The 20,496-nt window shown below is 74.9% G+C and carries 26 protein-coding genes; 8 read left to right on the forward strand and 18 right to left on the reverse strand.

What is annotated here, in order from left to right:
• Positions 1-20: 20 nt before the first annotated feature.
• Both ACRYR2_RS08720 and ACRYR2_RS08725 read left to right on the forward strand, forming a co-directional pair.
• Positions 21-2,255 carry a putative bifunctional diguanylate cyclase/phosphodiesterase gene (locus ACRYR2_RS08720; protein ID WP_432562459.1) on the forward strand — a complete coding sequence of 745 codons (2,235 nt, stop codon included), beginning with the start codon at positions 21-23 and terminating at the stop codon, positions 2,253-2,255.
• A gap of 13 nt (positions 2,256-2,268) precedes the next feature.
• The gene (locus ACRYR2_RS08725; protein WP_432562460.1) at positions 2,269-2,901 is read left to right on the forward strand and encodes an FMN-dependent NADH-azoreductase; all 633 of its coding nucleotides are present in this window, start codon (positions 2,269-2,271) and stop codon (positions 2,899-2,901) included.
• On the opposite strand, the gene ACRYR2_RS08730 is transcribed toward ACRYR2_RS08725, so the two are convergent.
• From ACRYR2_RS08730 to rpmB, 6 genes are all read right to left on the reverse strand, one after another.
• Positions 2,898-3,677 carry an SDR family NAD(P)-dependent oxidoreductase gene (locus ACRYR2_RS08730; RefSeq protein WP_432562461.1) on the reverse strand — a complete coding sequence of 260 codons (780 nt, stop codon included), beginning with the start codon at positions 3,675-3,677 and terminating at the stop codon, positions 2,898-2,900. The genes ACRYR2_RS08725 and ACRYR2_RS08730 overlap by 4 nt on opposite strands.
• A gap of 211 nt (positions 3,678-3,888) precedes the next feature.
• The gene (locus ACRYR2_RS08735; RefSeq protein ID WP_432562462.1) at positions 3,889-4,368 is read right to left on the reverse strand and encodes a GNAT family N-acetyltransferase; all 480 of its coding nucleotides are present in this window, start codon (positions 4,366-4,368) and stop codon (positions 3,889-3,891) included.
• A 16-nt stretch (positions 4,369-4,384) separates the two neighbouring features.
• Positions 4,385-4,507: a ribosomal protein bL36 gene (locus ACRYR2_RS08740; RefSeq protein WP_432562463.1), complete on the reverse strand. Its 123-nt coding sequence runs from the start codon at positions 4,505-4,507 to the stop codon at positions 4,385-4,387.
• A 10-nt stretch (positions 4,508-4,517) separates the two neighbouring features.
• Complete coding sequence (gene rpsN / locus ACRYR2_RS08745) at positions 4,518-4,823, reverse strand: 30S ribosomal protein S14 (RefSeq protein WP_432562464.1); 306 nt, start codon at positions 4,821-4,823, stop codon at positions 4,518-4,520.
• Positions 4,823-4,990, reverse strand: coding sequence for a 50S ribosomal protein L33 (gene rpmG, locus ACRYR2_RS08750; protein WP_432562465.1), 168 nt, complete (start codon positions 4,988-4,990; stop codon positions 4,823-4,825). The genes rpsN and rpmG overlap by 1 nt, the downstream gene beginning before the upstream one ends.
• Positions 4,990-5,226 carry a 50S ribosomal protein L28 gene (rpmB, locus tag ACRYR2_RS08755; protein ID WP_432562466.1) on the reverse strand — a complete coding sequence of 79 codons (237 nt, stop codon included), beginning with the start codon at positions 5,224-5,226 and terminating at the stop codon, positions 4,990-4,992. The genes rpmG and rpmB overlap by 1 nt, the downstream gene beginning before the upstream one ends.
• A gap of 75 nt (positions 5,227-5,301) precedes the next feature.
• On the opposite strand from rpmB, the gene ACRYR2_RS08760 reads away from it, so the two are divergent.
• Complete coding sequence (locus tag ACRYR2_RS08760; RefSeq protein WP_432562467.1) at positions 5,302-5,553, forward strand: type B 50S ribosomal protein L31; 252 nt, start codon at positions 5,302-5,304, stop codon at positions 5,551-5,553.
• A 34-nt stretch (positions 5,554-5,587) separates the two neighbouring features.
• On the opposite strand, the gene ACRYR2_RS08765 is transcribed toward ACRYR2_RS08760, so the two are convergent.
• Positions 5,588-6,004: a protein-tyrosine phosphatase family protein gene (locus tag ACRYR2_RS08765; protein ID WP_432562468.1), complete on the reverse strand. Its 417-nt coding sequence runs from the start codon at positions 6,002-6,004 to the stop codon at positions 5,588-5,590.
• A gap of 51 nt (positions 6,005-6,055) precedes the next feature.
• Entirely contained in the window at positions 6,056-6,814 is a 759-nt protein-coding gene (locus tag ACRYR2_RS08770; protein WP_432562469.1) for a hypothetical protein, read from the reverse strand.
• Positions 6,815-6,910: 96 nt separating this feature from the next.
• Here ACRYR2_RS08770 and ACRYR2_RS08775 point away from each other — a divergent pair, with 96 nt between their 5' ends.
• Positions 6,911-7,501 carry a GNAT family N-acetyltransferase gene (locus ACRYR2_RS08775; protein ID WP_432562470.1) on the forward strand — a complete coding sequence of 197 codons (591 nt, stop codon included), beginning with the start codon at positions 6,911-6,913 and terminating at the stop codon, positions 7,499-7,501.
• A gap of 3 nt (positions 7,502-7,504) precedes the next feature.
• Here the strand turns inward: ACRYR2_RS08775 and ACRYR2_RS08780 are convergent, their stop codons facing one another.
• Complete coding sequence (locus tag ACRYR2_RS08780) at positions 7,505-8,071, reverse strand: helix-turn-helix domain-containing protein (RefSeq protein WP_432562471.1); 567 nt, start codon at positions 8,069-8,071, stop codon at positions 7,505-7,507.
• A gap of 77 nt (positions 8,072-8,148) precedes the next feature.
• Between ACRYR2_RS08780 and ACRYR2_RS08785 the strand changes: the two genes are divergently transcribed.
• The 3 genes from ACRYR2_RS08785 (at position 8,149) to ACRYR2_RS08795 (ending at position 11,016) form a co-directional block, all read left to right on the forward strand.
• The gene (locus ACRYR2_RS08785) at positions 8,149-9,102 is read left to right on the forward strand and encodes an NAD(P)/FAD-dependent oxidoreductase (RefSeq protein WP_432562472.1); all 954 of its coding nucleotides are present in this window, start codon (positions 8,149-8,151) and stop codon (positions 9,100-9,102) included.
• A 207-nt stretch (positions 9,103-9,309) separates the two neighbouring features.
• Complete coding sequence (locus tag ACRYR2_RS08790) at positions 9,310-10,530, forward strand: glycoside hydrolase family 15 protein (protein ID WP_432562473.1); 1,221 nt, start codon at positions 9,310-9,312, stop codon at positions 10,528-10,530.
• Positions 10,531-10,812: 282 nt separating this feature from the next.
• Positions 10,813-11,016 (forward strand): cold-shock protein, encoded by a 204-nt coding sequence (locus tag ACRYR2_RS08795; protein ID WP_432562474.1) that lies wholly within the window; start codon positions 10,813-10,815, stop codon positions 11,014-11,016.
• 67 nt (positions 11,017-11,083) lie between these two features.
• Here the strand turns inward: ACRYR2_RS08795 and ACRYR2_RS08800 are convergent, their stop codons facing one another.
• From ACRYR2_RS08800 to ACRYR2_RS08825, 6 genes are read right to left on the reverse strand one after another with little or no spacing between them, the layout of a single operon-like run.
• A complete protein-coding gene (locus tag ACRYR2_RS08800; RefSeq protein WP_432562475.1) occupies positions 11,084-11,848 on the reverse strand; it encodes an ABC transporter permease in 765 nt (254 codons plus the stop codon).
• Positions 11,845-13,434, reverse strand: coding sequence for a hypothetical protein (locus tag ACRYR2_RS08805; RefSeq protein WP_432562476.1), 1,590 nt, complete (start codon positions 13,432-13,434; stop codon positions 11,845-11,847). The genes ACRYR2_RS08800 and ACRYR2_RS08805 overlap by 4 nt, the downstream gene beginning before the upstream one ends.
• A complete protein-coding gene (locus ACRYR2_RS08810; RefSeq protein ID WP_432562477.1) occupies positions 13,431-14,183 on the reverse strand; it encodes an ABC transporter ATP-binding protein in 753 nt (250 codons plus the stop codon). Before ACRYR2_RS08810 ends, ACRYR2_RS08805 begins: the two co-directional genes overlap by 4 nt.
• On the reverse strand, positions 14,180-14,770 hold the full coding sequence (locus tag ACRYR2_RS08815; RefSeq protein WP_432562478.1) for a GNAT family N-acetyltransferase: 591 nt from the start codon (positions 14,768-14,770) through the stop codon (positions 14,180-14,182). Before ACRYR2_RS08815 ends, ACRYR2_RS08810 begins: the two co-directional genes overlap by 4 nt.
• A gap of 54 nt (positions 14,771-14,824) precedes the next feature.
• The gene (locus tag ACRYR2_RS08820; protein WP_432562479.1) at positions 14,825-16,399 is read right to left on the reverse strand and encodes a CYTH and CHAD domain-containing protein; all 1,575 of its coding nucleotides are present in this window, start codon (positions 16,397-16,399) and stop codon (positions 14,825-14,827) included.
• Positions 16,400-16,447: 48 nt separating this feature from the next.
• On the reverse strand, positions 16,448-17,101 hold the full coding sequence (locus ACRYR2_RS08825) for a class I SAM-dependent methyltransferase (RefSeq protein WP_432562480.1): 654 nt from the start codon (positions 17,099-17,101) through the stop codon (positions 16,448-16,450).
• A 95-nt stretch (positions 17,102-17,196) separates the two neighbouring features.
• Here ACRYR2_RS08825 and ACRYR2_RS08830 point away from each other — a divergent pair, with 95 nt between their 5' ends.
• Positions 17,197-17,448, forward strand: a complete 252-nt coding sequence (locus ACRYR2_RS08830; RefSeq protein WP_432562481.1) for a hypothetical protein — start codon at positions 17,197-17,199, stop codon at positions 17,446-17,448.
• Positions 17,449-17,582: 134 nt separating this feature from the next.
• On the opposite strand, the gene ACRYR2_RS08835 is transcribed toward ACRYR2_RS08830, so the two are convergent.
• The 3 genes from ACRYR2_RS08835 to ACRYR2_RS08845 form a co-directional block, all read right to left on the reverse strand.
• Positions 17,583-18,509: a CPBP family intramembrane glutamic endopeptidase gene (locus ACRYR2_RS08835; RefSeq protein ID WP_432562482.1), complete on the reverse strand. Its 927-nt coding sequence runs from the start codon at positions 18,507-18,509 to the stop codon at positions 17,583-17,585.
• Between the two features lie 109 nt (positions 18,510-18,618).
• A complete protein-coding gene (locus ACRYR2_RS08840; RefSeq protein ID WP_432562483.1) occupies positions 18,619-19,275 on the reverse strand; it encodes a response regulator in 657 nt (218 codons plus the stop codon).
• Complete coding sequence (locus ACRYR2_RS08845; protein WP_432562484.1) at positions 19,263-20,477, reverse strand: sensor histidine kinase; 1,215 nt, start codon at positions 20,475-20,477, stop codon at positions 19,263-19,265. The genes ACRYR2_RS08840 and ACRYR2_RS08845 overlap by 13 nt, the downstream gene beginning before the upstream one ends.
• Positions 20,478-20,496 lie beyond the last annotated feature (19 nt).

Here is a 20,496-nt window from a genome sequence, read left to right on the forward strand (position 1 = left end):
CCCGCCGCCGAGAACCGGACGTGAGCACTGAGGGGCGTCCCGCTGCGGTGTGGACGTGGCTGCTGTCGGCCGCGGCCGTTCTGCTGTGCGTGCTGAGTGCGCTCGTCCCCGGCTGGCGCTCGCCCGCCGTGACGGTCGCCTCGGTGGTCTCGGTCCTGCTCGTGGTGGCCGGCTCGTTGTGGCACCGGCCGCGCGGGCCGGCCTGGCCGCTGGTGGGGCTGATGCTCGCGCTGTGGGCCACGGCCGGGGTGCTGGTGCAGGCCCGCGGTGTCCTGGACGACGTGACCACCCCCCTGGTGTGGGCGGGTCAGGCCGTCGCCGTGGTCGTCGTCCTGCACGTGGGCCGCAGCGGCCGCCAGCAGGCGGAGAGGACCCGCGCCAGCCGGCTCGACCTCGTCGTGGTGGTGACGGTCCTGGGGCTGGTCGCCGCCCAGCTGCTGGCCACGCTGGCCTCCGGCCGGGCAGCCGCGACCGCCATCGTGGTCGCCACGGTCGACGTCGCCCTGCTCGGCGTCCTGCTGCGCTTCACGCTGACCCGGCGCGGGCTGCGGGCGAGTTCCTGGCTGCTGCTCGTCGGCGCCCTGCTCACCATCTGCTACGACCTGACGTCGGCCCTGCACGGTCGCCGGCTGGCGCTGCCGGGGGAACCCGCCCAGAGCCTCGGCGCACTGGCGGTGCTGGTCATCGGCCTGGCGGCGGTGCACCCCTCCATGACGGCCGCCTTCACGGCCGAGACGTTCGCCCGGCGCCGACGCCCCTCCGGCGCGCTGCTGGGCATGCTCCCGCTGGTCCTCGTCCCCGCCGGCACGTGGTGGGTCGCCGGGGCCGGCGGAGCCGCCGGGCTGCCCGGCTGGACGGTCCCGGTGGCCGGCGCGGTGGTCGCGGGCCTGTGCCTGCTGCGCGCCAGCGCGGCCCTGCGCTCCAGCGAGCACCTGGCCGAGCACGACCCCCTGACCGACCTGGCCAACCGCCGCGGCCTGGCCCGCGCCCACGAGGACCGCGACCCCGACCAGGCGTGCGCCCTGCTGCTCGTGGACCTCGACGAGTTCAAGCAGGTCAACGACACCCACGGCCACGACGCCGGTGACGCGTTGCTCCTGGCCGTGCGCGACCGGCTCCTCGGGGCCACCGGCACGTCCGGCGTGGTCGCGCGGCTCGGTGGTGACGAGTTCGTCGTGCTCACGTCGGCGGCCGGCGCCGACGCCGTCGCCCAGCGGCTGCTGCGGTCGCTGGAGGCGCCCGTCGTCGTCGACCACCTGGTCCTGCGCGTCGGGGCCAGCATCGGCACCGCCCTCGAGCAGGACGGCACCAGCGGCACCCTGGCCGAACTGCTCACCCACGCCGACGTCGCCATGTACGCGGCCAAGCACGCCGGCGGGACCCGTGCGGTCACCTTCCACCCCAGCATGCGCGTGGAGGTGGCCCGCCGGTACACGTTGAGCAGCGAGATCCGCCGGCTGCTCGACGGGCGCTCGCCGGAGGTCGGGCAGCTGGTGGTGCACTACCAGCCGCTGGTGGACCTGGGCACGGGCCGGGCCGTCGGCGCCGAGGCCCTCGTCCGCTGGTGCCACCCGGCGCGGGGGCTGCTGGCGCCGGCCGACTTCCTCGGGCTGGTCGCGGACAACGACCTGGACAGCCTGCTCGACGCGACGGTCCTCGACGCGGTGCTCGGCCAGGTGGCGCGGTGGCTGGACCAGGGACGGCCGGTGCTGCCGGTCAGCGTCAACCTCACGCCCGACAGCCTCGCCGAACCCGACCTGGCCGACCGCGTGCTGACCGCGCTCGACCGCGCCGGAGTTCCGCCGCGCCTGCTGCACCTGGAGATCACCGAGCACGAGCGGCTGCACGAGAACGGCCCCACCACCGAGACGCTGTCCCTGCTGGACGCCGCGGGCGTCGGCATCCACCTCGACGACTACGGCACCGGGTACACGTCCCTGGACTACCTGCACCGCTTCCCCGTCCGGCTGCTGAAGCTCGACCGGTCGGTCGTGACCACCGTCACCGAGCAGGACGCCCCGCTGGTGGCCGCCGTGCAGGCCATGGCCGGTGCGCTGAGCCTGGACGTGCTCGCCGAGGGGATCGAGTCGGAGCCGCAGCGCGAGCACCTGCTGCGGCTGGGGGTGCGCTACGGGCAGGGCTACCTGTTCTCCGAACCCCTGCCCGCCGAGGAGTACGCCGGCCGGTACCTGCCGGTCCCCCCGGCGGTCGGCACCACCCGGCTCACCGCACGGGAACCGCTGCCGGGGGCCTGAGTAGCCTGCGGCCATGCCGCACCTGTTGCACCTGGACTCCTCCGCCGACCTCGCGACGTCGCGATCGCGGGCCATCACGGCGTCGTTCGCCGACGCGTGGAAGGCGCGGGGCGACGACTTCACCGTCACCTACCGCGACCTGCAGCGCGATCCGCTGCCGCACTTCGCGACCAACGAGCAGCACTGGCCGGCGGCCGACCGCCTGCCCGGCGCACAGGTGCCCGCCGAGCAGGACGCCCTGACCGCCACCCTGCAGGCCGAGATCCTGGCCGCGGACGTCGTCGTCATCGGGGCGCCGCTGTACAACTACACGGTCCCGTCCACGCTGAAGGTGTGGCTGGACCACATGCACATCCCGGGCGCGCTGGCCGGGGAGGGTTCGCAGCCGCTGGCCGGCCGGCCCGCCGTCGTCGTGAGTTCCCGGGGCGCGACCTACGACGCGGGCAGCCCGACCGAGGGCTGGGACCACGGTGTTCCCGTCCTGCAGATCATCCTCGGGAACTCCCTGGGCATGCAGGTGCACGTCGTCCAGACGAGCGCCACGCTGGCCGACCGCCTCCCCGACCTCGCCGGGCTGAAGGACCGCAGCGTGGCGGAGTTCGAGGCCGCGACGGCGAAGGCCCGCGAACTCGCGAACTCCCTCTAGGGGACGATCGCGTCGACGTAGCCGCCGTCCACCCGGACGGCGGCTCCCGTCGTCGCCGAGGCCAGCGGCGAGGCGAGGTAGCAGACCATGTTCGCGATCTCCTCGGGTTCGATGAGCCGCTGCAGCAACGACTGCGGCCGGTGCTTCGTCATGAACTCGCGCTGCGCCTCCTCCCACGGCAGGTCGCCGGGCACGAGTTCGCGGACGAAGTCCTCCACGCCACCGGTGTGCGTCGGCCCGGCCAGCACGCTGTTCACCGTCACGCCCGTTCCGGCGACGGCCTTGGCGAAACCCCGGTGCACGCCGAGCAGCGCCGTCTTGGAGACGCCGTAGTGGATCATCTCCGCGGGCGTCACGACGGCGGAGTCGCTGGAGATGTACTGGACCCGTCCCCAGCCCTTCGCGGTCATGCCCGGCAGGTAGTGCCGGGTGAGCCGGACGGCGGTCAGGACGTTCGTCTCGAAGTAGCGCCGCCACTCGTCGTCGCTGATCTGCAGGGGGTCGGCCGCCCCGAAGACGCCGAGGTTGTTGACCAGGACGTCGACCTCGGGGACGGCGGCCACGAGGTCGGAGTGCCCCGCCACGGTGGTGATGTCCCCGACCACCGTCCTGACCTCGCCGTCGACGCCCTCGGCCGCCTGCGCGAGCTTGTCCTCGTCGCGGCCGGTCAGGACCACCGACGCGCCGCAGGCGGCGAGACCCTTCGCGATGGCCAGCCCGATGCCCTGGCTCGACCCCGTGACGAGGGCCGACTTCCCGTTCAGTTCGATGCGCACGCCGCCCTTCCTACTCCTGTTCCCTGCCGCCGTCAGCCTCGGCGGACCGCCCGGGTCCCCCCCACCCCGGCGTTCACGGCGGCGTGACCGTCCGCAGGTGGGCTCGCTCGGCGACTGCACCACGAAGAGCCCGGGGTCGGGTGACCGGCCGGTCCCGAGGGCGGCCGGTCACCCGCACCGTGCTGCCGTGCACCGTGGGTTCCCCCACGTGTCACCGGTCCCCTGAGGTCAGCGCCTTCGCGAACCACAGCTGGGCGTGCGGGTTGTCGTTGTACGGCTCGACCTCGACGAAACCCGCGGATCCGTACAGGCCGCGCGCCGCGGTCAGCGCCCCGTGGGTGTCCAGCACGAGTCGGGCGGCGCCGCGGCTGCGCGCCCAGTCCTCGCACCACGTCAGCAACCGTCGGCCGACGCCGAGACCACGCGCCGCACCCGAGACGTAGAGGCGCTTGACCTCGACCGAGGAGTCGGCCAGTTCGCGGACCCCGACGCACCCCAGGGGTTCGTCACCGCGGACGGCGACGACGAACGCACCGCGCGGCGGCACCAGGTCCACGAGGTCCCCGGGCGGGGCGCCGTCCTCGTCCGCGGGCAGGTCCGCGATCTCGGAGACCTCCGACCAGAACGCCGAACGCAGGAACCGCCCGGCGTCACCACCGGGCGGTTCCTCGCGCAACTGCACCTCGCTCACGCCGCCATGGTGCCTCTCAGCCCTGGCGGGCCTTCCACCGGGGGTTGCGCTTGTTGACCACGAACACCTCGCCGTGCCGGCGGACGACGATCGAGCCGTCCTTCTGCTTCAGCGACTTCAGGGACTTGACGACCTTCACGGGGTTCCCCTCACCAACTCGACTTCGTGACGCCGGGCAGTTCCCCGGCGTGCGCCATCTGCCGCAACCGCACGCGTGAGACGCCGAACGTGCGCAGGTACCCGCGGGGCCGGCCGTCCACGACGTCCCGGTTCCGCAGCCGCGTGGGGCTCGCGTCGCGCGGCATCCTCTGCAGCGCCAGCTGCGCCGCCGCGCGTTCCCCGGCACCCACGTGCGGGCCCACCGCGGTCCGCTTCAACTCACGACGCCGCTGCGCCCAGCGGTCGACGACGGCCTGCCGCCGGGCGTTCCGGGCGATCTTCGACGTCTTGGCCATCAGCGTTCCTCGCGGAAGTCGACGTGCTGCCGGGCGACCGGGTCGTACTTGCGGACCACCATGCGGTCCGGGTCGTTGCGGCGGTTCTTGCGGGTCACGTAGGTGTACCCGGTCCCGGCCGTGGACCGGAGTTTGATCACCGGACGGACGTCGGCGGACTTCGCCATCAGATGCGCTCCCCTCGCGCTCGGATCTGCGCCACCACGGCCTCGAGGCCGTGGCGGTCGATGGTCTTGATGCCCCGCGCCGACACGGTCAGCGTGACCGTGCGCCCCAGCGAGGGCACGAAGTACTTCTTGCGCTGGAGGTTGGGGTCCCAGCGCCGGTTGGTCCGGCGGTGCGAGTGCGAGACGGACTTCCCGAACCCGGGTCGGGCCCCGGTCACCTGGCAACGAGCCGACACGTCCACTCCCTCTGATCGCCGTACGGTCCGTGCAACACTACCGCGACCGACAATCATTCCCATCTAGGAGCCGTCGTGAAGAGCGAGATCCACCCCACCTACGGCGACGTCGTCTTCCGCGACAAGTCCGCCGGCACCGCGTTCCTGTCGAGGTCCACGCTGGTGACGCGCGACCTGCCGACGATCGAGTGGGAGGACGGCGGGACCTACCCCGTCGTCGACGTCGACGTGTCCGCCGCGAGCCACCCGTTCTGGACCGGCACCGCCCGCGTCCTGGACACCGAGGGCCGCGTCGAGAAGTTCCGCCGCCGCTACGCCCGCCCCTGACCGGGCCGGTGATCGGGTTCCTGACCCGCGCCGGTCACCGGCGCGCGACGAACCGGCGCTGCCACGGCGTCTCGACCGCCCGCGGGTCGTAGTGCTCGCGGACCCAGGCCACGGCCCGGTCCGCCGGTACCCCGTCGAGCACGGCGAGGCAGGCGAGCGCCGTCCCGGTCCGGCCCCGCCCGCCACCGCAGGCGATCTCGACGCGCTCGGTCGCCGCACGCCGCAGCACCTCGGTCAGCGCGTCGCGCAGGTCGGCGGGATCGGCGGGCAGCCGGACGTCGGGCCAGCGCACCCACCGGGACGGCCACGGCACTGACGGTGACCGCCCCAGCAGGTAGAGCCCGAACTCCGGTTCCGCGCCGGGAGGCAGCGGGCGGCGCAGCGCGCGCCCCCGCACGAGCGAGCCGCCGGGCAAGCGGACGACACCGGGATCGTCGGGGCCCCACGTCACGGGACCCACCCTCGCACCGGGAGGCAGCGGGGCGGGAGGTGCCGCGACTGCTCACGCCGGCTCGGACGCCACTCCCCCGTCGCCGCAGGTCGTCCCGTGCGCGGCCTGCACGAGCGGGTCGTCGGCGGACAGGCCCGCGCCGAGGGTCTGCGTGTCGCCGTTCGTGGCCGTCGAGTGCTCGGCGCTGACGGTCACCTCGGTGCGCGTGACGGTGAACAGGTCCGCATCGTCCGAGGTGGCGTTCTCGCCGTACAGGTGCAGGCCGTCGGCCTCCGGTTCGCAGACCAGCCCCGTTCCGTACCCGGTGAACCCCAGGCTGAAGGAGTACTGCTGCCCCTCCACCCCGCGCACCGGACCGAGCCCGGACTCGGCGCGGTAGACGTACACCTGCACCGAGCGCCCGGTGTCCAGCAGGACCACCGGCGCACGGGACGCGAGGACGGCGGCCGAGGCCGAGGCGGCCTGCGGCGCGGCGGAGGTGAACTCGACCGAGGAACCTCCGGTCGCGGTCCGGACGCCGAGTTCCCGCGTCCCGTCGACGTCCGCGAGCCACAGCGTGTCGGGCGCGCCGTCGCCGTCGAGGTCGACCGTCGTGGCGGTTCCCGCGCCGGCCGGGACGGTGGCGGGGCTCGCGCTGGTCGCGGCGGCCGACGGCGCGGGGCTGGTGGTGGTGGTCGTGGTCGTGGTGCTGCTGGTCACCGTGTCCGTGGCGGTCGCGGTCCCCCCGCCGGAACAGGCCACGGTCAGCGCCAGGGCGGTGGCGCTCAGCGCGAGGGTCGCGGCCCGCCGGAGGGTCGGTGCGGTGCTCATGTCGGTCCTTCCCGTGGTGTCCTGACACGGTAGGACGCGGTGCGCGCCGGATCTGTTGCGTCCTGGCCCGGTACGGCGTCGTGCGACCCTGGCGGGGTGACCTCGGACCCCGCCCAGCCCGACGCCGTCGGCACCGACTTCGGGACGGTCCGCACCGAGCGCCTCGTCCTGACCCGCCCCACGGCCGCCGACGTCGACGACGTGTTCACGCTGTACTCCGACCCCGCCGTGTGGGAGCACTTCCCGAGTCGCCGGCACACCGAGCGCGCCTCGACGGTCCAGCTGCTGGACCTGATCGAGGAGAGCTGGCGGGTCATCGGGCTGGGCAGCTGGGTGGCCCGCGACGCCGTCACCGGCGACCTCGTGGGCACCGGGGGCTGCGACCTGCGGATGGGTCTGGCCTGGAACCTCGGCTACCGGCTCGCCCGGCAGTCCTGGGGCCGGGGTTTCGCACAGGAGATCATCCGGGCGGCGACCGCCGCCGCGCACCAGGTGCGTGCGGACGTCGCCGTCACGGCCTACCTGCTGGAGCACAACACGCGGTCCAGGGCGGCCGCCGAGCGGGCCGGGCTGGAACTCGTCTGGACCGGTCACGACGCCGGGAACCCCGACCCGCAGGCGGTGCGGCTGCTCTACGCGGACCGGCCGCTGCACCCGATCGTCGTCCGCGAACTCACCGCGACCTGACGCTCACCGGGCCTTCCTCGGCCGGGCGCGCACGTGCATGCGCTCACCCTGGACGCCGAACAGGACGAGGACCTCGGCCACCTGCAGGCCGGGGTTGCTGACCCGGTGCGGCAACCGCGTGTCGAACTCCGCGGCCTCCCCGGCGGTGAGCTGGAAGTCGTCGGCGCCCAGCCGCATCCGCAGCCGTCCCGACATGACGTAGACCCACTCGTAGCCCTCGTGGACGTTCTGCTCGTCGGAGTCCTCCCCGGCGCCGGGTTCCAGGACCTGCTTGTAGGCGCGCAGGCCACCGGGCACGGAGGACAGCGGGACGTACGTCATGCCCTTCCCGCCGGCGCGCCGCCCGGGCTTGCGCGCAGGCCGCACGAGGTCGTCGAGCCCGACCCCGTAGTGCTCGGCCAGCGGCAGCAGCAGTTCCAGCGTCGCCCTGCGGCCGCCGGACTCCAGCCGCGACAGCGTGCTGACGGAGATGCCGGTCGCCGAACCCACCTCGGCGAGGGTGTGCCCGGCGTCGGTGCGCAACCGGCGCAGCCTGGGCCCGACCCCGGCGAGGACCTCGGCGATCTCCATCGCACCACGAGATCACGGGAGTTGCCGTTCCGGCAACAACGCTGGGCCGGTCGGCCGGCCCCGAACACCCTGGGAGCATGAACGCGAACTCCTACGACGTCGTCGTGGTCGGCGGCGGGGCCGCCGGGCTGAGCGCCGCCGTGGCCCTCGGCCGCGCCCGCCGCACCGTCCTGGTCCTCGACGCCGGGAAACCCCGCAACGCCCCGGCCCACGGGGTCCACAACTTCCTGACCCGCGACGGGCTGGCACCCGCCGACCTCCAGCGACTGGGCGCGCAGGAGGTCGTCCGCTACGGCGGGCAGGTGCTGCGCGCGAGCGCCCACGGCGCGACCCGCACCGAGGAGGGTTTCACCGTGCAGACCGACCTCGGCGAGTTCCGGTCCCGGCGACTGGTCGTCGCCACCGGCCTGGTCGACGAACTCCCCGCGGTTCCCGGCCTGGCCGAGCGCTGGGGCCGCGACGTGGTGCACTGCCCCTACTGCCACGGTTTCGAGGTCGCCGACCAGGCCATCGGCGTCGTCGGCGCGAACCCGTTGTCCAGCCACGGCGCGTGGTTGTTCCGGCAGTGGAGCGCGGACCTGGTGTACTTCACGCACACCGGTCCGCAACTGCCCGCCGAGCGCCGCGAGGAGCTCCTGGCCCGCGGGGTGCGCATCGTCGACGGCGAGATCGCCGAGGTCGTCACGAAGGACGACGTCCTGACCGGGGTCCGGTTGGCCGACGGGACGGTCGTGGACCGGCAGGCGCTGGTCGTCTCGGCGCCCGTCCGGGTGAGTTCCCCCGTCCTGGACGCGCTGGGGCTGGCGAAGGAGCCCGTCGTGCTGCTCGGCACCGAGATCGGCGACCGCTACCCCTCCGGCCCCGGCGGCACCACCTCGGTCCCCGGACTGCACCTGGCGGGCAACGTCACCGACCCCCAGGCGCAGGTCGTCACGGCCGCCGGGGCGGGGTTGATGGCGGGGGCGGCCGTGAACGCCGACCTCATCGCCGCCGAGACCGCCGCCGCGGTGCAGGCGTTCCGCCGGCGGTGAGCCCGGCCGGGTCCTGAGGTCGCCCCGGGGTCGGCGCGTCCGTGGCGGGGTGGGCGCGCGGTGAGCTCGCGCCCGATCACCGCGCACGCGGTGACAGCGCGCCCGAACCCGCGGGCCCTGTGCGCGGGCCGTCCTCCCGTTGCGCCCCCACCGCGCACACGCTCCGGTTACCGTCGAGGGAGGTCGCCGGGACGGGGAGGTGGGGCGGTGCGTCGCCGATGGGTGCTGTTCGCGGGCGGCACGAGCATCGCCGGGCTGGGCGTCGTCGGCTCCACCCTGCTGTCCGGCCGCACCGAGGCCGCGCCCGTCCCCCGGCTGCTGACGGACCCCGGGTGGCACACCCCGGACCCCGCGGCCGACGAGGCCTGGCTGGCCGCGGGTCGGGTCCCGGGCGCGGGCGGCCCGTACGCCGACATGGTCCGGCGGGGGTTGCTGGACCTGCGCGCGCTGACGCAGGACAACGGCGCCGTCGCCGCAGGCCCGGCGCCGAAGTGGAACTACGCGTGGCCGCGGGACTCGGCGTTCGCCGCGGTCGCGCTGGCCCGCACCGGCCACCACGACGACGCGGGCCGCGTGCTGCAGTTCCTGGCGGACGTGCGCCTGGACGACGGCGGGTTCGAGGCGCGCTACCTGCTCGACGGCGGCGGCACCCCCGACGGCCGTCGTCGTCAGGACGACGGCGCCGGCTGGGCGTTGTGGGCGGTGCGGGCGGTCGTCGACGCCGAACCGACCCCGGCCGCGGCCCGCGCGCGGGCCGGGGAACTGCAGGACCTGCTCACCTCGACCGTCGAGTTCGTCATGGAGGCGACGTCGTCGGGCGGGCGGCTGCCCGAGCCGTCCTCGGACTACTGGGAACGCCGCGAGGCCGATCTGACGCTGGGGACGGTCGCTCCGCTGCTGGCGGGTCTGCACGCCGGTGCGGCCGTGTTCTCCCGGCTGGGGCAACGGACCCGGGCGCGGCAGGTGTCTGCCGCGGGCGAACGACTCGCAGCGTTGCTGCACGAACAGTTCGCCCCGTCCGGGTACGCCCGGTACGTCGACCTGTCCGAACCCTCCGGCGGCATGGACGCCGCGGTGACGTTCCTGCTGCCGCCCTTCACGGCGCGTGCCGAACCGGCCGTCCTGGCCGCGTTCGACGCCTACCAGGCCGACGCGTCGCGCCCGGCCGGGGGTTTGGCCCCGGGGGCGGGGTGGAAGCAGGACGGGATCTCCTGGACCCCGGAAACGGCCCTGGTCGCCTGCGCCGCAGCGCACAGCGGGCGACCGGAGCAGGCCCGCGCGTGGCTGGACTGGTTGAACGTCCACCGAACGTCGTGGGGCAGCATCCCGGAGAAGGTCCTGGCCGACGGGACGCCCGCGGGTCCCGCCCCGCTGGGGTGGTCGGCCGCGGCCGTGGTTCTCGCGGTGGACGAGCTCGATTCCCTGTGAGCCTCGTCACCCGTCCCTCCGAGGAGGGGCAGCACGACGCCGGCACCGGGTTCTGCACCGATCCGCGGCTGATCAAGAGCCGTGAAGGTCTTGCGCACCCTCGACCCCTGCGTGTTAGCTTCCCCACGGCTGCAGCTCACCGCAGCTCCTCGATCGTTTTGAACGCCCGCGGAGTGTGTTGCGGGCGTCGCCCGGATCGACCGGTCCGGCGTGACGTTCCCACTCAGCCCGAGTCCCGCAGCAGGCGCGGGACTTGACCGACTGGAACGTGTTGGAGAAGGAATGGCTCAGGGCACCGTCAAGTGGTTCAACGCTGAGAAGGGGTACGGCTTCATCGAGCAGGACGGCGGCGGACCCGACGTCTTCGTCCACTACTCCGCCATCACCGGCAACGGCTACCGCTCGCTGGAGGAGAACCAGCGCGTGGAGTTCGAGGTGACGCAGGGCAACAAGGGCCCGCAGGCCGACCAGGTCCGCGCGCTCTGAGCAGCTCGTGACGCACAAGGGCCCTCGTTCCGTCCGGGACGAGGGCCCTTCGCGTTTGTGAAACTCTTCACGAACCGAGCCGCTGGGGTTTCGTGACCACCCGCCGGCCGATCCCGGCCGTCACCACGACGACGGCGATCGTCTCGGCGGCCACCAGACCCACCAGCACCAGCAGCTGCACCCGCGCGGCCTCCAGCGGGCTCGCGCCGCCGAGCAGCAACCCCACGAACGCCCCTGGCAACGTCACCAGACCCACGGTGCGGGTCTGGTCCAGCGCCGGCGCCAGCGCACGGGTGGCCGCGGTGCGTCCCAGGTCGGCGACCGCACGCGCCGGGGTGGCTCCCAGCGCGAGCCACCCCTCGACGAGCGGCCAGCCGCCCTCGACGTCGTCGAGCAGCCGGCGACCGGCCAGGGTCGTCGCGCTCATCGCGCCGCCGATGAGCTGAGCCGTGAACGGCACGACCTGCAGGGCGCGGGGTTCCAGCGCCCCCACGCCCACGACGACGGCCGCCGCGGTCGCCGCGCCGAGCCCGATCGCGAGCGCCGTCAGCGGCCACGACCGGGGGAACCGCAGCCGCCGGGCCGACGTCCAGGACGCCACCGCGAGCGCGAGGGCGAGGTAGGCCGGGGCCAGGGCCGGGGTGCGCAGGACGACGGCGAGCACCAGGCCGACGACGACGATCTGCACCACGGCCCGCGCGACGGCGACGCCGACGTCGCGTCCCTGCCGGAGGCCGCCGGCCGCACCGGCTCCCACGGCGATCGCGGCGAGCAGGACGAGGGCCAGCGCGACGGGCCCCACGTCGCGCACCGCGTCCTGCCACGAGGTCACGAGGAGCCGACCCGGGCCAGCACCTCGGGAGCCCGCCGGTCCAGGACCGCCCCGCCCTGGACGATCCCCAGCCACGGCCAGGCCACCGCGCAGGCCAGCCCGAGGACGAGCGCGATCCAGCCCGCCCAGGTGAGCCCGAGGTGGGCGAGCACCGCGGGCACCAGCGCCGGCGCGGCCAGCAGCGAGGTGGCCAGCGAGGTGCCGAACTGCACGGCGACGGTGGCGGCGCCGGCGCCGCGCGGGGTCTGGAACGGGTTGGCCCCCGGCGCGGGGGCGGGGTAGGGCACCAGCGCGCTGGCCACGCTGGAGACGCCCAGCGCCGCACCGATCGAGGCCAGCGCCGCGCCCAGCACCGCCGGCAGCAGGTCGGCCCGCCCGGCCAGCAGCGCACCCCCGACCGAGACCACGAGGAGCACGGGCAGCTGCCAGACGAGCGCGGCCAGGACGCGACCGGCGCGGTCGTCGCGGCCGCGCAGCCCGGTCGTCACGTGCAGGGCGAACGCGGAGTGGTCGTAGGCGATGTCGTTGTGCAGCGACCAGCCCATGACGAACGCGATGACGGGCCCGGCGACGAGGGGCCAGGAGCCGGTGCCGCCCTGGGAGGCCGGCAGCACGACGAACAGCAGCGGGACGACGAGCAGCGAGGCCGCGGAGATGAGGTAGCGCGGGTCGCGGCGCCAGTAGCGGGCGCACCGCGACGCCACGGCGACGGCGGGGGTGGCGGGGAGCCGGTCGAGGAGCGGGTGGGCGCGGGTGTCGGCCCGGCCGGCGGCGCTGGTGTGCACGGCCGGGCCGGTACCGGCCGGTCCCAGGGCCGCGGACCAGCCGAGGAGCACGAGCGCCAGCACCGCGGCGGCGAGCACCAGACGGACCAGGGCCTGCGTCCAGTGCCCGGCCGCGGCGTCGGCGGCCGCGGCGAACCCCAGCCCCGGCGGCGTCCAGCCCGCGACGGCGGCGGCGGCGCGGCCGAGGTCGGCGAGGCCACCACCGGCGCGCTCCACGGCGATGTTGACCGCCGGGCCGAGCCCGACGAGCAGGACGCCGCTGAGGATCGCGAGCACGTCGCGGGTGCGCCGGCGACGCAGGACCGCAGCGGCCGCCGTCGTCGTCGCCCGCGAGGCGGCGACGGCGGTCAGCACGGCGATCGCCAGGGCGGGGACGGCCAGCAGCGTCGCCCCGGCCGAGCGGGAGAACGTCACGACGGCCGCGGCGGCCAGCAGCGCGGTCGCCACCCCCGGCATCCCGACCAGCCCGGCCAGCAGCAGCCCCGGCACGAGCCGCCGCCGCGGGATCCCGAGGGTGGCGAACCGGCCCGGGTCGAGGGTCTCGTCCACGCCGAAGGCCACGAGCGGGACGAGCGCCCAGCCGAGCACGACGAGGGTTCCGACCCCGACGACGACGGGGCCGGCGACGTCCATCCCGGCGAAGCGCAGCGCGACCAGCCCCGCGCCGACGGCGAACACCAGACCCGCGGCCCACACCGCGCTCAGCACGAACGCGACGATCTGCCAGGGGCTGCGGCGCAACCCGTTGCGCAGCAGCGTGAGCTTGAGCCGGACGAGGGTGCCGACCGAGGGGCCGGTCACCGCAGCCAGTCCAGGGTCCCGGACACGTCGCGGCCGCCGCCGACGAGTTCGACGAAGCGGTCCTCCAGGGTCCGGCCGGCCCGCACGGCAGAGAGTTCGCCGGCGGCCAGCACCCGGCCACCGGCGATGACGGCGACGTGGTCGCACAGCCGCTCGACGAGGTCCATGACGTGGCTGGACAGCACGACCGTTCCGCCCCCGGCGACGTAGGAGGTGAGGATGGCGCGGATGGTGGCGCCGCTGACGGGGTCGACGGCCTCGAAGGGTTCGTCCAGGACCAGGACCCGCGGGGCGTGCACGAGGGCGCAGGCCAGCGCGACCTTCTTGGTCATCCCGGCGGAGTAGTCGACGACGAGGGTGCTCCCCGCCTCGGCCAGGCCGAGGGCGTCGAGCAGTTCCCGGGCCCGGGTCTCCACGACGTCGCGGGGCATGCCGCGCAGCAACCCGCTGTAGCGCACGAGTTCGAGTCCGGAGAGCCGGTCGAACAACCGCACCCCGTCGGGCAGCACGCCGAGCCGGTGCTTGGCGCCGACGGGGTCGGCCCACACGTCCTGGCCAAGGACGAAGGCCCGGCCGGCGTCCGGGCGCAGCAGCCCGGTGGCCATCGACAGGGTCGTCGTCTTGCCCGCGCCGTTGGGTCCGACGACGCCGTAGAACGACCCGGCCGGCACGTCGAGGTCGAGGTGGTCGACGGCGGTCCTGGGCCCGAACCGCTTGAGCAGCCCCCGCAGGGCCAGGGCGGTGCTCACCGGGTGAGCCGGTAGGTCAGGTCGCTGCGGACGGCCGGCCACTCCGACTCCAGGATGGAGAACACCACGGTGTCGCGGTAGGAACCGTCGGGCCAGATGTCGTTGTTGCGCAGCACCCCGTCCTGCTTGGCGCCCAGGCGTGCGATCGCGGTGCGGGACTGGTGGTTGTGCCAGTGGGTGCGCAGTTCCACGGCGATGCAGCGCAGTTCCTCGAACGCCCGGGCGAGCAGCAGGAACTTGGTCTCGGTGTTGATGCCGGTGCGCTGGGCGCTGGGGGCGTAGAACGTCGAACCGATCTCGAGCTTGCGCGCCTGCGGCCGGACGTTCATGAACGTCGTCGCCCCGCACACCGCCCCGGTGTCGAGCCGGCGGACCGCCCAGGGCGCCATCGTCCCCTGCGCCTGCAGCCCGAGCCGGCGCTCGACCTCGGCCTCCACCTCCTCGGGGGCGGGGATGCGGGTGTACCAGGTCCGGTGCAGGTCGCCTTCGGCGACGACGGCCCGCAACCCCTCGACGTGGTCGTGCGTCAGGGGTTCCAGCGCCACGCGCTGACCGGACAGGGGCACGGGGTCGGCGAACTCGCTCACCCACCCGACCCTAGCCACCCCCGCCCGTCCCACCCGCGACCGCGGAGGGTGGGGTCACTTCATGAAGCGGCGCAGCTTCTTGCGGTTGGCGGCGTCCCAGGCGGTCTCGACGTCGTGGAACGCGACGGCCGAACGGACCTCCTCCAGCGCGTGCAGCCGGCCCAGGACGAACGCTCCGGAACCGAACTCCTCGACCAGGCTCGCCAGGAACTCGCGGGTGACCACGGTGTCGGCGTGCTCGTCGAGCAGGTCGAGCAGTTCCTTCAGGACGTCGACGTACTCCTCGGCGGCTTCGCCGACCTTGGGGGCGACCACGGCGGCCGCGTCGCGGGCGACGGCCACCGCGCTCCGCAGCCGGACGAGGGTCTGCGCGTCGTCGGCGGTGGCGTGGTCGACGTCGTGCTCGATGGCCAGCTCGGTGTCCAGGTCGACGTCGCGGTAGGCGTCGCGGGCGGCGCGGTGCGCCTCGGCGACCAGCGGCAGCAGGACCTTCGTCGCCTCCCGGCGGGCGTCCTTGACGGTGGGCGGGTCGGCGACGAACGCCTCGAGCGCGGCGACGAGGTCGCGGTAGCGCTGGGAGTCCAGCGCTTCCAGGACCTGCGCGTGCGCGGCCGAGGAGCGGTCGGTCAGGGTGGCGCGCACCTTCTCGGCCACGACGGCCGGGTCGCCGGTCCCGGTGCCCGCCGTGTACCCGGCGGCCTCCTCGTCCAGGTCCTCCAGCAGCTTCTCGGCCAGGACGTCCAGGTCGCGCGCGGGGGCGGTGACCGTCGCGATCCAGGTCAGTTCGGCGCGCAGTTCCTCGGTGGCGCCGTCGGCGAACAACGGGGCGAACGTCCCCAGCACGTTGTGCAGGCGGCGGGCCGCGACCCGCAGCGACCGGACGGCGTCGGGGGCGTCGATGCGGGCCAGCGGGTCCTGCGACAGCAGCCAGCCGACGTCCTGGGCCAGCCGGCCCAGGACGACCGCGCCCGCGCTGTCGTCGGCGGACACCGCGTCCAGGCCGTCCTCGTCGTCCGGGCCGTCCAGGACGGTGCGCAGCTGCGCGGTCCGGTCGGACTCCTCGGCGCCCAGGGCCTCCCACGTGTCGGCGATGGCGTCGAGCAGGTCGCGGCGGCCGTCGACGACCTCGGCCTGCCACTCGCCCCACGTCTGGGTGGCGGCGTCCTCGGGCGACAGCGCCCGGGCCGTCACCTCGCGCGTGGTGAGGCGGGCGACGACCAGGCCCTCGGCGTCCAGCAGGTCGCGGCGGCTGGCCGTGGTGGTCAGCGCCAGCACCGGGCCCAGCGAGCGGCCGCGCGCCGCGGCCCAGGTGAGCCGTTGCAGCGCAGCCGGAGCCGTGCGGACCGCGCGTCCCAGGGCGTGCCGCACCTCGTGGGTGCGGGGGCCGCGGCCGGGCAGTTCGAGCACCCAGCCGCGGGGCGCGTCGCTCGCGCGCTCGGCGGTCTGGCGGCGCACCGACACCCCGGCCGCGGCGAGCGCGAGGTCGGCGGTGTCGTAGTGCGTCTCCTCGCTGCGCACCGCGACGGTGGGTCCGACGTCGGCGACCCCGGGCAGTTCGCCGCCGCCCGGCGCCGGCTCGCTGGTGGGCGCGAGGTAGGTGCGGGTGAGGGCCAGGCGCGGGGTCGGCATGGGGCTAGAACTACCACGAACTCGTGAACGGACCGGCATCCCCGCAGGTCAGCGGCGGTCCAGCCGGAGCACGCCGTCCGATCCCGCGAAGGTGCCGCCGTCCTCCAGCGTGACCGTCCGGTCGACCAGGGCGCTGCGCGCCACCGCCCAGTCGGCCTCGGGCAGGGCGAGCTGGTCGAGGAGTTCGGCCGGGGAGGGCAGGTCGACGGCGAAACCCTCCGCGCGCCAGCGGGCGAGCTGCTCCCCGGGCACCGTGTGGTGCCCCAGGACGAGCAGCGATCCACCGGGTGCGACGGCCTGCGCGCCGCGGCGCAGCACGTCCACGCGGTCCAGGAAGGCGAAGGAGTGCAGGAAGGAGGCGGTGACGAGGTCGAACCGTCCCGGCGGGAACGTCGCGCCCAGGTCGTGCCGCTCGAACCGCACCCGGTCGCCGACCCCGGCCTCGTCGGCGTGCTGCTGCGCGCGGGCGATGGCGGTGTCGGCGACGTCGACGCCGAGGACCTGCCAGCCCGCGCGGGCCAGGTGCAGGACGTCCCCGCCCTCGCCGCAACCGAGGTCGAGGGCGGTGCCCGGGGTGAGGTCGTCGATCGCGGCGAGCAGGGCCGCGTTGGGGCGGCCGCTCCAGACGTGCCCCTCGTTGCCGGAGTACATGCCCTCCCACAGTTCGCGGGCGTCGCGGGCGGAGGAGTCGAAACGTGCCATGCCCCGATCGTGCGGTCACGGCACCCGCACGTCGACGTCCTTTGCCGACTCGGCAAGCGTTGAGCGACCCGGCACCGCCCCGTATCCTTCAGTTCATGCACGAAGCGTCGTCGGATCCGGTGCGCACCCCGCGGTCGTTGCAGCGCCCGCGGTCGAAGAACAAGTTCATCGACCTCATCCTCGACGCCGCGTTCAGCTTCACCGGCCCCGCGCAGGTCTCCCACGAGGAGGGCCCCCAGCGCGGGCCGCGCACCGAGGAGGAGGCGCGCGCCGGCTACGCCCAGTGGGACCGCGTGACCGTCAACGGCCACACCTACCTCGTGGAGCGCAAGAACCCCGAGAACTGAACGGTCCACCCCACGATCGTCGTCCCGTCGATCGCGCCGGGCAGGATCCGCACCTCCGGGACGTCCGGGGGTTCGCGGTGGTGGTCACGACACGGGCGGCGCGGCGGTCGGCCGGGGTCGGCTCCGCAGTTCGCTCACGCCCCCGAAGACGCTCCGGCGCGCGGTCGTGTCGCCTGCGCCGCCGGACTTCCCAGGCCGAGCCGCCCACGGGTGGCGACCAGCAGGACGACGGTGGCGGCCCCGGAGGCGATGAGCTGCACGACGTGGGCGCTGCCGTCCAGGTCGAGCCCCGGGAAGACGGCCGGCCACAGCAGCGTGTAGGTGCTGTTGATCCCGGCGTGCAGCAGCATGACGATCGGCACGCTCTGCCCCGTGCGGTTGAACACCCAGGTCATCACCAGGCTCAGCGGGACGCAGGCCGCGGTGAACACGACCGGCTGGACCCAGGTGACGTCCTCGCCGCCCCAGTCGGTGAGGAACAGGGGCAGGTGCCAGGCGCCCCAGAGCAGGCCCAGGACGACGGTGCCGGTGACCGGTCCGAACCGTCGCTGCAGCCGCGGCAGGGCGAAGTCGCGCCACCCCGGTTCCTCGGCCAGCGCCGTGGTGACGATCTGCAGCGCCAGCATCGGCAGGTAGGCCAGCAGCAGGGTCAGCCCGACCGGACGGGCCGCGGCCAGCGCCCCGGGCAGGACCAGCGTCGTGGCCAGCACGGAGACCGGTACGGCCACCGCGACGCCGACGTACCAGCGCCAGCCCACCCGGAACCTCAGCAACCGCCCGCGCCAGGCCCGCAGGCCCGGCCGCCCCTCGACCAGTGCGGTCACCAGCAGGGCCGCGGTGACCGGGCCCAGGTAGGCGCCGGGCAGGACGCCGAGCAGCTGCGACGTTCCCAGCACCGCCGGGAACTCGAACGGCAGCACGCCCATCCCGTTGCGGGACAACACGTACGGCGTCCAGAACAACCAGCTCAACCCGAACGCCAGCGCGAAGAACGCGGTGACGGGACGACGGGCGAACAACTTCGCTGGGGCGGGCACGGTGGTGGGCACGGTGGTGGGCACGACGGTTTCCTCCCGGTTCCGCGGATGCGTTCCGCTCGACCTCGAGTCCACCGTTCCGGCACCCCTGCCGTCGTTCCCGCCCGCGCCCGGAGTCGCGGTGCAGCCTGCGCTACCCCGGACCGGTGGCCCGCAGGAAACGCAGGACCGCACTGACCCTGCGGTCGACCTCGTCGGTCGGCGCGAGGTCGAGCTTGGCGAAGATGCTGCGGATGTGCTTGTGCACCGCGCCCTCGGTGACCACCAGCCGGCCCGCGATCGCGGTGTTCCCCAGCCCCTCGGCCATCAACCCGAGAACCTCGCGCTCACGGGCGGACAACCGGTCCAGGCCGGCGTCGGGCCGGGTCCGGGTCAGCAGTTGCGCCACGACCTCCGGGTCGACGGCGGTGCCCCCGTCGGCGACGCGGTGCAGGGCCTCCAGGAACTCCTCGACCCGGCCGACCCGCTCCTTCAGCAGGTAGCCCAGGGCCCGGGCGCCGCCGACGAGCAGGTCGGTGGCGAAGGCCTGCTCGACGTAGGCCGACAGCACCAGCACCGCCAGCTCGGGCCGGCGCCGGCGGGCCTCGACGGCGGCCCGGATGCCCTCGTCGGTGTGGGTGGGCGGCATCCGGACGTCGACGATGGCCACGTCGGGCCGGTGCTCGTCCAGGGCCGCGAGCAGTTCGTCCGGTTCACCGGCCGTCGCCACGACGTCCAGCCCTTCGGCTGCCAGCAGCAGGGCCAGGCCCTCCCGCAGCAGGGGGTCGTCCTCGCCGATCACGATCCGCACGGCAGCAGCACCTCCAGTTCGGTCGGACCACCGGCCGGGCTGGTCAGGTTCAGCGTGCCATCGTGGGCCTGCACCCGGTGCAGCACCCCGGTCAGCCCGGACCCCGCACCCACCCGCGCCCCACCGCGACCGTCGTCGGCGACGAGGACGCGCAGCACCACGCCGCGGCGGTGCACGACGACCCGGGCGGTGCGCGCCCCGCTGTGCCGCGCGACGTTGGTCAGCGCCTCGGCGACGACGAAGTAGGCCGTCGCCTCCACCGCGGCCGGGGCCCGCGGATCCACGTCCACCTCGACGTGGCAGGGCACGGGACAGTCCGCGGCCAGGCCGCTGACGGCCCCGGCCAGCCCCCGGTCCAGCAGCACCGGCGGCAGGATGCCGCGGACCACGGCCCGCAGTTCGGCCAGCGCCTGCTCGGCCGCGGTCTGCGCCCGGTCGAGGAGTTCGTCGGCGGCCGCGGGATCGCGGGTCAGGGAACGCCGGGCGGCGCCGAGCAGCACCGTCACCGCGACGAGCCGGTTCTGCGCCCCGTCGTGCAGGGAGCGTTCGACGCGGCGCAGTTCGGCGGCGTGCGCGTCGAGGGCGGCGGCCCGCGTCGCGGTCAGCTGCGCCACCCGCAGCGACAGGTCGGCGTCGGCGGGGGGACGCAGCAACCGCCGGCCGATCCCCGCCTGCACGGCGGCCAGCGCGGGCAGGACGGTGAGCGACAGCACGGCCCACCCCAGACCCAGCAGCGTGACGGCGAAGGCGTCGGGCCAGGACTGCACGGCCCACCACCACGGGGAGGGGTCCTGCCCGTCCGGCACCAGCCGCCACCACAGCGGGAACGTGGTGTCCCGTACCGCGTACACCGGCAGCAGCACCCCGACCAGCCCCACGAGCGAGCCGATCGTCGCGTGCACGGGCAGCCACCGCAGTTCCTGGCCCACGACCGGGTCGGCCAGCGCTGCCCGCCGGCCGCGGGGAACCGGCCCGGCCGACAGCGCCCCCGCCCCCGCACCGGTCCGGGCCCGTTCGCGGTCGGCCAGACGGCGCAGCGACCGCAGCGCCGGGGACAGCAGCCAGAACCCGATCCCGACCGCGCACAGCGCGAACACCACGACCAGCCAGCACAGCAGGCCCACGGCGGGCAGCGCGGTTCCCAGTCCCGCGCCCAGCCGGCGGAAGGCGGTGAGCCACCGGGCGGACCTGAGGCTGGGCACCCCGCGACGCTACCGGCGC

Source organism: Kineococcus deserti (assembly GCF_050871945.1).
GTDB lineage: Bacteria > Actinomycetota > Actinomycetes > Actinomycetales > Kineococcaceae > Kineococcus.

Excerpts from the sequence above, each read along its gene's own strand:
- ACRYR2_RS08725 (WP_432562460.1), top strand. The coding sequence starts at position 2,269 with ATGCCGCACCTGTTGCACCTGGACTCCTCCGCCGACCTCGCGACGTCG.
- rpsN (WP_432562464.1), bottom strand. The coding sequence starts at position 4,823 with ATGGCCAAGACGTCGAAGATCGCCCGGAACGCCCGGCGGCAGGCCGTC.
- rpmG (WP_432562465.1), bottom strand. The coding sequence starts at position 4,990 with ATGGCGAAGTCCGCCGACGTCCGTCCGGTGATCAAACTCCGGTCCACG.
- ACRYR2_RS08770 (WP_432562469.1), bottom strand. The coding sequence starts at position 6,814 with ATGAGCACCGCACCGACCCTCCGGCGGGCCGCGACCCTCGCGCTGAGC.
- ACRYR2_RS08780 (WP_432562471.1), bottom strand. The coding sequence starts at position 8,071 with ATGGAGATCGCCGAGGTCCTCGCCGGGGTCGGGCCCAGGCTGCGCCGG.
- ACRYR2_RS08785 (WP_432562472.1), top strand. The coding sequence starts at position 8,149 with ATGAACGCGAACTCCTACGACGTCGTCGTGGTCGGCGGCGGGGCCGCC.
- ACRYR2_RS08795 (WP_432562474.1), top strand. The coding sequence starts at position 10,813 with ATGGCTCAGGGCACCGTCAAGTGGTTCAACGCTGAGAAGGGGTACGGC.
- ACRYR2_RS08820 (WP_432562479.1), bottom strand. The coding sequence starts at position 16,399 with ATGCCGACCCCGCGCCTGGCCCTCACCCGCACCTACCTCGCGCCCACC.
- ACRYR2_RS08825 (WP_432562480.1), bottom strand. The coding sequence starts at position 17,101 with ATGGCACGTTTCGACTCCTCCGCCCGCGACGCCCGCGAACTGTGGGAG.
- ACRYR2_RS08830 (WP_432562481.1), top strand. The coding sequence starts at position 17,197 with ATGCACGAAGCGTCGTCGGATCCGGTGCGCACCCCGCGGTCGTTGCAG.